The organism is Pseudoalteromonas sp. CNAT2-18.1 (assembly GCF_022347865.1).
In the GTDB taxonomy this organism is placed as follows: Bacteria; Pseudomonadota; Gammaproteobacteria; order Enterobacterales; family Alteromonadaceae; genus Pseudoalteromonas; species Pseudoalteromonas ruthenica.
The window spans coordinates 708,584-721,187 of sequence record NZ_JAKRFR010000002.1 but is presented as its reverse complement, the minus strand read 5'-3'; the positions used below and the strand labels follow the sequence as shown (position 1 = coordinate 721,187).

The 12,604-nt window shown below is 47.4% G+C and carries 8 protein-coding genes; 5 read left to right on the top strand and 3 right to left on the bottom strand.

What is annotated here, in order from left to right; all coding sequences use genetic code 11:
* Positions 1 to 111: 111 nt before the first annotated feature.
* Positions 112 to 2,571, bottom strand: a complete 2,460-nt coding sequence (gene fadE, locus MHM94_RS06675; protein WP_022946719.1) for an acyl-CoA dehydrogenase FadE — start codon at positions 2,569 to 2,571, stop codon at positions 112 to 114.
* Positions 2,572 to 3,023: 452 nt separating this feature from the next.
* Between fadE and MHM94_RS06670 the strand changes: the two genes are divergently transcribed.
* The 5 genes from MHM94_RS06670 (at position 3,024) to MHM94_RS06650 (ending at position 12,076) form a co-directional block, all read left to right on the top strand.
* The gene (locus tag MHM94_RS06670; RefSeq protein ID WP_022946720.1) at positions 3,024 to 3,788 is read left to right on the top strand and encodes a class II glutamine amidotransferase; all 765 of its coding nucleotides are present in this window, start codon (positions 3,024 to 3,026) and stop codon (positions 3,786 to 3,788) included.
* A gap of 108 nt (positions 3,789 to 3,896) precedes the next feature.
* The gene (locus MHM94_RS06665; RefSeq protein ID WP_022946721.1) at positions 3,897 to 4,847 is read left to right on the top strand and encodes an acetoacetate decarboxylase; all 951 of its coding nucleotides are present in this window, start codon (positions 3,897 to 3,899) and stop codon (positions 4,845 to 4,847) included.
* Positions 4,840 to 7,056, top strand: a complete 2,217-nt coding sequence (locus tag MHM94_RS06660; RefSeq protein ID WP_235418825.1) for an NAD(P)-binding protein — start codon at positions 4,840 to 4,842, stop codon at positions 7,054 to 7,056. The genes MHM94_RS06665 and MHM94_RS06660 overlap by 8 nt, the downstream gene beginning before the upstream one ends.
* A gap of 53 nt (positions 7,057 to 7,109) precedes the next feature.
* Positions 7,110 to 9,365, top strand: a complete 2,256-nt coding sequence (locus MHM94_RS06655) for a TonB-dependent receptor (RefSeq protein WP_235418826.1) — start codon at positions 7,110 to 7,112, stop codon at positions 9,363 to 9,365.
* Positions 9,366 to 9,385: 20 nt separating this feature from the next.
* Complete coding sequence (locus MHM94_RS06650) at positions 9,386 to 12,076, top strand: 7TM diverse intracellular signaling domain-containing protein (RefSeq protein WP_235418827.1); 2,691 nt, start codon at positions 9,386 to 9,388, stop codon at positions 12,074 to 12,076.
* A gap of 60 nt (positions 12,077 to 12,136) precedes the next feature.
* Here MHM94_RS06650 and rsmS read toward each other — a convergent pair whose 3' ends face one another.
* Positions 12,137 to 12,298 (bottom strand): pleiotropic regulatory protein RsmS, encoded by a 162-nt coding sequence (rsmS, locus tag MHM94_RS06645; RefSeq protein WP_022946725.1) that lies wholly within the window; start codon positions 12,296 to 12,298, stop codon positions 12,137 to 12,139.
* On the bottom strand, positions 12,270 to 12,560 hold the full coding sequence (locus tag MHM94_RS06640; RefSeq protein ID WP_053910976.1) for a late competence development ComFB family protein: 291 nt from the start codon (positions 12,558 to 12,560) through the stop codon (positions 12,270 to 12,272). The genes rsmS and MHM94_RS06640 overlap by 29 nt, the downstream gene beginning before the upstream one ends.
* Between the last annotated feature and the right edge of the window lie 44 nt (positions 12,561 to 12,604).

The following is a 12,604-nucleotide window of genomic DNA, read 5'->3' as shown; positions in this document are numbered from 1 at the left end:
CTAGGCAGGGTCTTTTTTAGGTGCAAATTGTTAGCAAATTTTGCAACAGCCATAAAAAAGCCAGCATATGCTGGCTTGGTGTCGTGGAAAAGTGCAATTGTGCACAAATTATTAAGCAGCAGACGCCTTTTTGTTTGGTCGTCTACGGGCCGCTTTACCCGCGAGTAGGTCGGCGGGATCAAAGTCATCAACGTTGATCACATCCAAACGCTGCTGCTCGACATCGCGCAATTGATGGGCTTCTTGCTCACTGAGCACGCCTTCATCAAGGCCCATTTGTGCAACCTTATCAAGCTGAGTGAAAGGCAGCTTTTTGCCCGTCGCGCGGCATACCTTATCGAACAGCGGCTCCACAGCGAGAATGTTGCGTAGTGTCTGCTCTTGTTTACCGAGTAGGCTGTGTGGACCATCGGTTAAGAAGATATGCTGTGACAAGCGCTCACGAGTCTCGTTAGGCGTTTGCAGTAGCTGGGCAATAACATGCTCTTGCTTATCAGTTGGCTTGCGCACTGGGCGGCCCCAAGGGAACAAAATAACCTTAAGCACACCGCGCAAAAACACTGAGGGCATGTTATTGATTAAATCAGCCAGCGCACGCTGACAGCGATACAAGTACTCCTGACAGGCCCATTTAACTAATGGCAAATCTTCTTTGCGGCGGCCTTCGTCGTTGTAGCGTTTCAAAGTCGCTGATACTAAGTACAGGTAACTTAGCATGTCACCAAGGCGTGCAGAGATGCGCTCTTTGCGTTTTAGTGAGCCACCAAACACCGCCATACAAATATCAGACATCAGCGCCAAAGAGGCACTGAAACGCGCCGCATCGCGATAAAACTCTGTGGTTTCATCTTTATAAGGCACGCTAGTAAAACGCGCTCCGGTTAATGCTAGCCACTTCGTACGCACCAAGTTAGAAATGGTGTAGCCGATATGGCCCATTAGGGCATTGTCGAATACATCCAAAGCTTCATTGCTGTCTTCGATGCTACAGGCATTCAGCTCGGTTAACACAAACGGGTGACAGCGAATCGCGCCTTGACCGTAAATAATCATGTTACGAGTGAGGATGTTGGCGCCTTCTACGGTGATCGCAATAGGGGCGCCTTGATAACCTCGGCCAAGGTAGTTATTTGGCCCTAGGCAAATGCCCTTACCGCCATGAACATCCATAGCATGCATGGTGGACTCACGCATTTGCTCGGTCAGATGATATTTCAAAATGGCTGAAATGACAGATGGCTTTTCACCTAAATCAACCGCGCCGGTAGACATACTGACCGCAGCATCACTGGCATAGGCGTAACCACCCAGTTTCGCCATGGCTTCTTCAACACCTTCCATTTTGCCAATGGGTAGGCGGAATTGGCGGCGAATACGGCTGTAAGCGCCAGTAGCAACAGCAAGCGATTTAATGCCGCCCGTTGAATTTGACGGTAGGGTAATAGCACGACCAACCGACAAACACTCAACCAGCATACGCCAGCCTTGACCAGCCATTTTTGGACCACCAATGATGTAGTCTAATGGCACGAAAACGTCTTCGCCTTGGGTTGGGCCATTTTGGAACGGCACATTCAAAGGGAAGTGGCGACGGCCAATTTTTACGCCTTCCATATCGGTTGGAATAAGCGCACAGGTAATGCCGAGTTCTTTTTCATCGCCCAGCAAGCCGTCTGGATCACGTAGCTTAAAAGCAAGGCCAAGCACTGTCGCAACCGGTGCAAGTGTGATGTAGCGCTTGTTCCAAGTTAAGCGAATACCAGTCACTTCTTCGCCGTTAAATTCACCCTTACAGACCACACCAAAATCAGGAATGGCACTGGCGTCAGAACCCGCTTCGGGAGAGGTCAGTGCGAAGCATGGGATCTCATCACCTTTAGCCAAACGAGGGAGGTAATGGTCTTTTTGCTCTTTCGTTCCATAGTGCTGGAGTAGCTCGCCCGGGCCTAATGAGTTAGGGACACCGACAATTGACGATAACAAGGTCGACTTACTGGTGAGCTTTTGCAGCACACATGATTGGGCGTAAGCTGAGAACTCTAAACCACCAAATTCTTTTTTGATGATCATGGCGAAGAACTTATTGTCCTTCAGATATTGCCAAACCTCTTCCGGTAAATCGGTAAGCTCGTGGGTTGCTTCCCAATCGCTAAACATACCGCACACTTCTTCCACGGGTCCATCAAGGAAAGCCTGCTCTTCAGCGCTCAGCTTTGGAATGGGGTACTGGTGTAGTTTATTCCAGTTAGGACGACCACAAAAAAGATCCGCTTCCCACCATGTAGTACCAGCATCAATGGCTGACTTTTCGGTATCTGACATCGTCGGGGTGACTTTTTTAAAAGCCGCAAAAAGAGGTTTTACGAGGTATTGCTGTCGAACTGTCGTTACAGACAGAGGCACGGCAATAACTAAAAAGATAAGCCAGCTAATGATACCGAAACCACCGGCAATGGTGCCGACAATCATTGTTGCAACGGCAAGACCGAGGCAGGTATTAAAACTGGCGCGATGGTAACTGGCGTAAGACAGCACCACAATAAGCGCAAGTATAAAAAAAAGAAGTGTCATAATCTGATTCCTTGTTAGAGGTCTGACCACTAGCAGCTAGATTAGCGTTACTCAATTAGGGTTGCAAGCCCTCTTGGACTAATTATAGGGTGCTTGCACCTTTTATCACTGACAAATTTTAGTCGATGATAACAGAGGTGATAGGCTCTACTCGTTTTATGCTCAATCTAGTACTTACAAACGGTAATAATGGCGTAAGTCTGATCATTTTAAAATGGGCTGTGCACCTTGCCTTCTCGTTATTTATTCAATAATCAAGTGGTAAGAGTGCAGCCAGATAAGCAGGGGAAAGTTTGAATTTGGCTCTGGCTTTTAACCCCTTGGCGTTTTTGTGAAATAATAGCAGTATAGAAAGCTGGCGAATAACCCCTTACTACTAGTTGCACAGCTTGAATACCAAAACATGCTTGTTCTTAAGCTAGTTTATCTTTGATTTTATTGGGAAGTGTTAAATGTGTGAGTTGCTTGGCATGTCTGCCAACGTACCAACAGATATTTGTTTTAGTTTTACCGGCTTGTTAGAGCGTGGCGGAAATACGGGCCCGCACAAAGATGGATGGGGGATCACGTTTTATGAGGGTAAAGGGTGTCGCTCATTTAAAGACCCATTGCCGAGTAGCGAGTCGGAAATAGCCAAACTGGTGCGTGCGTATCCCATAAAAAGTAAGTCGGTGATCAGTCATATTCGTCAAGCGAATCGTGGACGAACTTGCTTGGAAAACACCCATCCGTTTACTCGCGAGTTGTGGGGTAAGGAGATAACCTACGCGCATAATGGTCAGCTCTCAGACTACAGTGATTTAAAGCCCTCTTACTATCGTCCTGTTGGTAATACCGACAGTGAGCTGGCGTTTTGCTGGTTGCTCGACAAAATTCGTGAAAAGTACCCCACAAAACCCAGCAATATGGCGAGTGTTTTTCGTTACGCAGCCAAACTGGCGCACCAACTAAGAGAAAAAGGCGTATTTAATATGCTGCTAACCGATGGTGTGTTTGTACTGGCGTATTGTACTAACAATTTGCACTGGATCACTCGCCGCGCACCTTTTGGCAAGGCCACCTTGATTGATGCTGATATGGTGGTTAACTTTCAACAGGAAACCACACCTGATGACATAGTGACGGTCATCGCAACGCGGCCATTGACCAATGATGAGCGTTGGCAAAAAATGCAACCTGGCGAGTTCGTCTTGTTTAAGTTGGGCGAGAAAATTTAGCGACGTACTTGTTTAAATAATGTGAACAAATAAAAAGCCATCTATACTCGGTGCACGCGTTGCCCTAACTTTTGGGCCTCAAAGATTAAAACCAGCGAGTAGAGTAGGATGGCTTTACCTTATATTCATTACCCTTCAAACCCCATCGCCAAACCGCCGTGTGGCATGAAAGATGCGCGCATGTTCGGCTTTTTCTTAGCAGGCTGTGAGCAAAAAATGCAGCACTTTGTTGATACCACGTTGAATTCAATCGACTCCTCACCTTACTTTTTTAAAGTACTGGGCTCATCGCCGTTACTAAGCTTTACTGATATCACCCGCATCGCTTCGTTGCAGGCGCCCTTTAGTGAATATGGCTGGATGCAAGAGACTGATATCATCATCTGGTTGCCTGTCGTCAAACAAGCAAAGGGTGATGACCGCGCTTTGCATCTATATTGGTTTCCTGCCTTTATTTGTGTAAATAACATTAATGCTTTGATTAATGGCCGCGAGATTTGGGGTTATAACAAATATTTATGTCGCTACAGCATGCCCGAGAATAAGCAGGCAAACAGTGACTTTTCGCTGCAACTAGAAACCTTTCAACCTTACCACCCAAACACGCAAATGGCCTGGCATGAGCTATTACGGGTTCGTAGAGTGGATGATAATGACAATTGGCTAAGCGAAGCGTATGAGACGACTAAAGAAATAGCCGAGTTGTTGTCGCAAGGAGCGCAAGGGGCGCACCTGAGCAAAGAGCTCATCAAACAGTTGTTAGGCGGGGTTACACACCCTTATTTAGACCAAATTTTGTTTAAACAATGCCCGGATGGAATGGCCCAAAACAGTCTTTACAGCGCCGTGCTGCACTCGCCCTCAACCATCAATGCGATTCATGAGGTGGGGTTATTAGAAGGGGAGTATGAGGTTGATATTCGTCATCTTGATGCGTTTCCACTGCAGCAACTCTTTGGTATCGCTACAGGTAAGCAATGGGCGCGGCTGCCTTATTACGTCAATATGGACTTTGAGCAGGCTGGGGCAAGGGTAATTGTGGAGCAAGGTTATGTCTGAGCAGCAAAAAATCGCGATTCTTGGTGGTGGCGTCAGTGCTATGACCGCTGCTGTGTATTTAACGGAAAAAGCCAATTGGCAACAACAGTTTGATATAACCGTGTATCAGCAAGGCTGGCGTTTGGGTGGCAAAGGCGCCAGTGGTCGCAACGCAAATATGGGCCAACGTATTGAGGAGCATGGCTTACATGTTTGGTTTGGCGCCTATGTAAATTCGTTCCGCACCATAGAGCGAGTTTATCAAGCACTGGATAGACCTGCGACTCACCCTATGGCAACGTGGCAACAGGCATTTAAACCTCATGATGTTATCGCCTTACAAGAGCATATTAACGGCCAATGGCAGCCTTGGGCCATTGAATTTCCACGAATCGAGGGGAACCCTAGTGCGGGCACTTTGGATTTACACTTTTGGCAAATTGCTCGGCTTTTGGTCGCCTGGCTAGAGAAGTTTGTCGACGATATAGAGCATGAGCTGGCACATAAACCTGTACTCACCACTCGGAAGCGGCGTGATCAGCATCTTTTAGCCAGCATTATGGAGCAAGTGCAAAGTACCTTCAGCAGTATCACTCTGGAGGTAAGTCAGTTTTACACCGAGCTACGCCAAGATGCGCAGCAGGTTGTTTCTAACCCTAGGTTATTATTAGAGCAGCTCAGTGCTTTACTCAATTTGCGTGTTAACGACGAAAGTTTTAGTCACAAGTCGGATCGTTTGGGAACTTGGTATATTGTCCGCAAGCTTAAGCGCTGGCTTCGTGAAGAAGTTCGTGAATTACTCGATGACAATGCGAAGCTGCGTCAAGCCTATATTTGCGCCGATTTAGCGATTGCCATGTTGGTTGGTTTAATACGCGACAAAATTCATGAGCGTGGCTTTGCCAGTATTAATGACCGTGATTTACGCCAGTGGCTTAGCGATAATGGTGCAGACCCACACTTTAGCGTTGATAGTGCTCCAGTAAGAGGGTTTTACGACTTAGTGTTTGGCTACCAAGATGGCGATTTTAGCAAACCGAATGTGGAGGCGGGGGTTGCAGCCTTGGCTATCCTACGAATTCTGCTGTGTTACCGTGGCGGCGTAATGTGGAAGATGCAAGCGGGAATGGGCGATGTTATTTTTGCGCCCATCTACGAGCTATTAAAGCAGCGCGGCGTGAAATTTGCCTTTTTTCATCAGGTGCAGCAATTGTATCCCGACAGTAGCGGGCGCTTTGTGCAAAAGATTGAGCTGTGCAAGCAAGTTGATCTTAAGCACCCAGATTATCATCCCTTAGTGGATATCCACGGTTTACCTTGCTGGCCAAGCGAGCCGTTATATACACAAATTAACGCAGACCAAGCGCAACTATTAAAGACCCACAACATAAACCTTGAGTCACATTGGAGTGACTGGGAGGCGGTGTATGAGCGTCATTTTTCTGCGCCGCTTGAACGCATTACCCTTGAGCGCGCAGTGGACTTTGATCATGTGATATGTGGTGTATCAGTGGCAAGCATGGAGCATATAGCGCCAGCGCTTTTAGCAACAGACACTCGGTTAGCGACGAGTGTTAAGGAGCTTGGCACCGTGGCTACCCAAGCCATGCAGCTGTGGCTAAATAAAGACGACCGGCAGCTAGGTTGGCAAGCATCGACAAAGCCGCCTATCCTCAGCGCGTTTTCCAAGCCCTTCGACACCTGGGCCGCGATGGCACACCTACTACCTTGGGAACAGTGGCCAGAGGATAATCAACCAGTTAATGTCGCGTATTTTTGCAGCGCCTATACGTGCGCTGATTTCCCTCCCGCGAGCGACACGGGCTTTGTGCAGCAGCAATTGCAAAACGTGAAAAACAATTGCCTCAACAAACTCAAGCACAGCATGCGTTGGCTGTGGCCAGAAGCTGGCGATAGGGAAGGCTTCCAATGGCATACTTTGTATGCTCCTGCGAGCGCACAGGGTGAGCAACGTTTTGATTATCAATATTGGCGCGTAAACCTCGACCCCAGCGAGCGCTATGTGTTGTCATTAACAGGCACGAGTCAGTACCGTTTGCATACGCAAGAAACCGACTTTAGCAATCTCTACATTACTGGAGATTGGATTAGCACCGGCGTTAATGCCGGTTGTGTAGAGGCGGCGGTGATGGCTGGCATGCAAACAGCACGGGCGCTATCCGGCGTGCCAACCCATATTAGTGGTGAGCGCGGCTTTTTACCTTGGTAACACGCTACTGTTATGACGAGGTTTCTTCTATACTAAGATCAATAATTAAATTAATGCGTTATAAAAAAATGACTTGGCAACTTAAGCGGACTCTGCTGTGTATACCTTTTGCTTGTACGACGGTCGCACAGGCTCAACAAACTTCAGCTGATGAGCAGATGGAAGTGATCGAAGTGTACGCGCAAAAACGGGCTCAGCAAGCCAGTGAAGTCGGTGTATCGATTACCTATATCGGCGAGCAACAGCTCACGGATGCGGCTATCAAAGATACCACCGAGTTAGGACGGTTCTCGGCAAATGTGAAAATATCGCAAAATGCCGCCGAAGGTACACCGCCGGCCATTAATATTCGTGGTGTCGGGCTGATTGATTACAATACCGCTAATACTTCCCCGGTCGGTTTGTATGTTGATGGGGTAAACAGCGGCTCTGCCAGCCATCAAATTGCTAATCTATACGATATACAGCAAGTGGAGGTTCTTAAAGGGCCACAAGGTACGCTTTTTGGCCGTAACACCACCGGGGGGGCAATTTTAGTACGCACTGCACGCCCTGAGTTCGATAACTACGGCTACGTCAAAGGCGCTATTGGCAGTGATGATTGGCGTCAAGCGCAGCTGGTGGGGAATATGCAGCTGTCCGAACAGCAAGCTTTGCGAGTAGCGTTAAATCATCAGAAATATGATTACACTAGTTACAACCTAGCCCAAGCCTACCCCGAAGCCGGCCTTGAGCAAAATGACGCCCGGGTTAGTTATTTAGGGCAGTGGCAACAGCTCAATTGGTTCACTAAAGTTGAGTATAGTCGCTGGCAGGGACTGACACAGCCTGTCGGAAACATTGGAATTATATCTCCCAGCGATGGCTCACCTTGTACATTGGCTCAAATTAACCAAGGTGAGTGTGTTGACGCATTTGGTTTTAATGATGGCAGCGATGACTTCTGGGCGGTGAAGGTAAACAACAACAATGCCCATGAAACTACCCGTTGGGGACTCACTAATGAGTTAGGTTGGCAAGTGAACACTCACTGGCAAGCGGTCTGGTTACTGGGAGTGAGCGACCTTGAGCGCGACCATGGTTTTAATTGCGATGGCTCGCTCGCGCGGTTGTGCGAAGGAAACCTCGGGTTGCAGACACGCAGCTTGAGCAACGAATTAAGACTGCAAGGGCACTATCAGCAGCATCATATTACCTTGGGTGCATATCAGTTATCCGAGCAAATAGAGCAGTTAAATAACAATGATTTGCTGCGTGACTTTCGCGGCATCTTAGACCCGAGCCTGACGGCTAATTTTTTATACGATAACGAGATAGACACTCGCTCTTGGGCACTGTTTGCTCATGCCCAATGGCAGTTATCGCCGCGTTGGGCATTGATAACTGGGGTACGCTACAGCGATGAAACTGTCGAGTATGATTCGGTCTCCACACTCAATGTGCCGATTGCCACAGACCCTCAAGGCGGCATCATCATTGATTATTACCAAGTCAGTGGACAGCAAGATGATGACGGCGTTTCTACGGAGCTGGCGCTGCACTACACTGATAGCCGTGATAACCTTTATTATTATCGTTATTCAGACGGCCATAAGAGCGGTGGCTACAATGGCGGTTTCTTATCTACGCCAGAGCAGGCGCAACAGGCTAACTACGGACCAGAGCAGCTTAGTGCCCATGAGATAGGGTTTAAAACGCCATTAATGCGCTCAGGGTTTGGTTTTGATGGGGCTATTTTTTATTATCAGTACGACGACCAACAAGTCTTCATGAATCAAGCTTCAGCTAACCCACAGCAACCGCCTTTGCAATTGTTGGAAAATGTCGCTAGTTCGCGTATTAGCGGAGCGGAGCTGGCAATGTATTATCGCCCTAAAGGGCCCTGGCGTGCACACTTAGCACTTGGTTATATCCCTAATGCAGAGTTTGAGCAATATACAGATCCCCTAGGCAACACCTTGACGGACCATAGGTTGCCATTTACCTCTAAGTGGAATATCAATGGCGCACTGACTTACTCGTGGGCATGGACCAACGTCGATATGAGGGCGGGGGTGTCATTTGATTTCCAATCAGATTATTATTTTGATCAAAACGAAAATCCTATTGCGTCTCAAGGCGATTATACACTGTGGGATGCGCATATTGTGGCCGATTACCAGCAATGGCAAGCAAGGTTATGGGCAAAAAATGTGTTTGATACACACTACAGCCATTTAAAGTTCGATCTCAGCGAGTTTTTAGGAATGTATGAAGACTTCAAGGGCGAAGGCCGGCGTGTAGGTTTGGATGTAACCTTCCATTTTTAAGATAGATCCTTGAGGTTGTTGTGACGAGGCACTTAATACAGGTATTGATGGGGTTACTGTTGCTGATAAGTGCCCAGACACATTCGGCGAGTTTGCAGCACGTGGTGGTAACACAGAATTCCATGGATTTTGACGCGCCACCGCATTATTATCGCATCAGCGAAACAGCTCAATTACCGACATCAAAAAAACAGTTACTTAGCTGGCTGGAACAGCAGCCTAAAGTAGAGCGTCCGCAGTTATTTGGTGGGCGTTACGTCAGCGTCTACAAGGTCACGAATCAGTCTTCGCAGCAGCAGTGGGTGTATGCCCCCTACAATAGCGTGGTATCTGTCATTAATACGCAGGTATTTACAAAATCAGGAAGCACGCTTTATCAAAGCGGTGAGCGCGGTCAGTATGAGTTTGCTTTTCACTATGGGAAAACACTCACCCTGCCGTTAGATGAGTCGGTAATTATCGTGACCGAGTTTCATAGTGCGGCATTTTATACCCCGCCAAAGATAAAGCTATCTACGCCGGGTGACTATCAGCAGCAAGCGATTTGGGAAAACCTCATCATGATGCTGTGTTTCAGTGTGGGTATTGTGCTGGGGCTCTATAACTTATTGATTTACCTAGGCTCAAAAGACAAAACCCATCTTTATTATGCATTTTTTACTGCTGCTTGGGTGTTTGCATGGAGTCACTTCTTTCATATTCCGAGCCAGCTTTTTGCCATCGACTTGACCGCTCTGCACTGGTTTGGCTTTATTCTAACACCTTTGGCTAATACCCTATTTTACATCCACCTGCTCAAGCTTAATGAGACCCATCCACGGTTTGCCCGAGGAGCGTTAATCTTCTCATGGGTGTCATTAATTGGTTTGCCAATAAGTGTGCTCTCCCCCGGATCTGGGTTTATCTGGGCCACTTTCGCGACCGCGATAGCGCTGTGTTTAGGGCTTTACATTGGTATTAGACGAATAATGCAAGGCTACAAACCAGCCCGTTATTTTGTGTTGGCTTACATGTGTATGGCGCTACCAAATATGGTGGGCAACTTAACTAATCTTGGGCTATTGCCTTCGGTCAATATTAATTTGTATCACCTTGGTTTAATCGGTACAGCGTTGGATGCGTTGTTACTCGCTTTTGCCGTGGCCGACAAGTTTAGACTGATTAATGATGCCAATGTTGAATTAACTAAAAATCTTGAAGCAAAAGTGCAAGAGCGTACGGGGGAGTTGCAGGCGTTAACGGTTGAGCTACGGGATGCCAGCGAAGCAAAAACTCGCTTTTTGGCGAACATGAGCCATGAGATCCGCACTCCTATGACATCTATCATTGGTTACGCCGAAGGGCTGTTATTAGGGGATGTAAAAGCGAATGAGCAAAGCCAAGCGACTCATGTGATCGCACAAAACGCCCGCCATGTGCTTGGTTTACTCAATGATATTCTCGACATGTCGAAAATAGAAGCCAACCGTCTTGAAGTCGAAAGCGCGAAAACGCACTTATTTAGCGCCATAGGCCAAGTGGAGTCTATTCTTGGTAAGCAAATTCGCGATAAAGGTTTGGGATTTTCGTTGCATTACCACTTTCCATTGCCGGACTATATCTACACCGACGCCACTCGGTTACGACAAATACTGTTAAATTTAACCGCCAACGCCTTAAAATTTACCAGTGTTGGCAGCATTAATATTGATGTTGCAGCAAAGGATGAGCGCCTTATTATCACCGTAAAAGACACCGGTATTGGCATGAGCGAGCAAGAACAGTTTCAGCTATTTGAAGCCTTCTATCAGGCGGACTCTTCCACTTCACGTAAATACGGTGGCACTGGGTTGGGCCTAAATATATCAAAGAGCTTGGCGCGCAAACTCGGTGGCGACATTGACGTGCAGAGTATTCAGGGGCAGGGCACCGCTTTTACTGTCGATTTGGCGCTTAAAACAACCGAGCAAACGCAGTGGTTAGAGAGCTACAGCAAAGCGCTCAATGCGGATGAGCATAGTGAGGATTGTATCGCTCAAAGTGAGCTGCATGGTCATGTACTGTTGGCAGAGGATAACCGTGATAATGCCAAATTGCTGCAGCGTATATTGGAGCGCATGGGATTGCAGGTGACTTGGGTCGAAAACGGGCAGTTAGCTGTCACTCAGGCGTTGGAAAGAGACTTCGACCTAGTGTTGATGGATATCCAAATGCCCATTATGGATGGCGAGCAAGCACTGTCGTTTTTGCAAGCGACGGGATGTACTACGCCGGTGATAGCACTCACGGCGAATACCATGAGCCATGAAATTGAGCGATATTTAAAGCTTGGATTTGCGGATCACCTTGGCAAACCCATCGACAGAGAACAGTTTGCTAAAAAGATTGCCCACTATCTCGCACTGCCGGAGCAATTTGTTGATATAGATTTACCTGAGTCGGATATGCAGGCTCTTCGCGATGACTATGTATCAGGATTGGCTGAGCAGCGGGTGCAGCTAGAAAACCAATCCAGATATGGGGACCTGATTGGGCTTGGTAAGTCGGTTCATGCCCTTAAAGGAAGCGCTGCAATGTTTGGTTTCGAGCAGCTTCAAGCGTTAGCGGAGCAAGCGGATAAGATATTAAAAAGTGAGCATCCAGAACAGGCTATGGGGTTAATTGATGGCCTCATCGCAGAGCTAGCTAAGCTTGAGCACGATGCGCTTAAGCGCGACCCGAACTTATGTTAATGGGTCGCTTTTTCAAGGTAAAGCATGCGAGGACAGGTGACGCGGTTTAGATTAGACGACTCAGTCTGATTGTAATCGCCTTTGCATATCTTGGCGCACAATATCCAGTGCCGCGAGCGCGGTACTTGGTTCAATGTCGTTTTGTTCCAACAGCATGATTAGGTCTACGGCTAATTTTACTTCTTCTGGTGCGTTATCGAGATTGTTCTCGGGTTTGGGCATGACTTCCTCGCTTTGCGATTAGGCTTAAGGCTACTTTTATGGCGGCCTCAACCTTCTCCTGCATTTGCTCAGCTTCAGCTGTGGATAGGTAAAATGCCATATCAACATCAAAGCGAATATAGCGGGGTGGAAGTTGATTGAGCACCGTACAACATAGGTCCGCTAGTGTATCGCTGTCATACATATGCTGCAATTGTTGGCGATCGATTTCCTCTAATACCAACTTTTCGTAATAATTGTGGACGTCGTCATGTAGTTTCATAACTCACTGTTTTCCCGTAACTATACCATCTTAATTAGCATAGC

Excerpts from the sequence above, each read along its gene's own strand:
- rsmS (WP_022946725.1), bottom strand. The coding sequence starts at position 12,298 with ATGCCCAAACCCGAGAACAATCTCGATAACGCACCAGAAGAAGTAAAA.
- MHM94_RS06665 (WP_022946721.1), top strand. The coding sequence starts at position 3,897 with ATGGCTTTACCTTATATTCATTACCCTTCAAACCCCATCGCCAAACCG.
- MHM94_RS06655 (WP_235418826.1), top strand. The coding sequence starts at position 7,110 with ATGCGTTATAAAAAAATGACTTGGCAACTTAAGCGGACTCTGCTGTGT.
- MHM94_RS06640 (WP_053910976.1), bottom strand. The coding sequence starts at position 12,560 with ATGAAACTACATGACGACGTCCACAATTATTACGAAAAGTTGGTATTA.
- MHM94_RS06670 (WP_022946720.1), top strand. The coding sequence starts at position 3,024 with ATGTGTGAGTTGCTTGGCATGTCTGCCAACGTACCAACAGATATTTGT.
- MHM94_RS06660 (WP_235418825.1), top strand. The coding sequence starts at position 4,840 with ATGTCTGAGCAGCAAAAAATCGCGATTCTTGGTGGTGGCGTCAGTGCT.
- fadE (WP_022946719.1), bottom strand. The coding sequence starts at position 2,571 with ATGACACTTCTTTTTTTTATACTTGCGCTTATTGTGGTGCTGTCTTAC.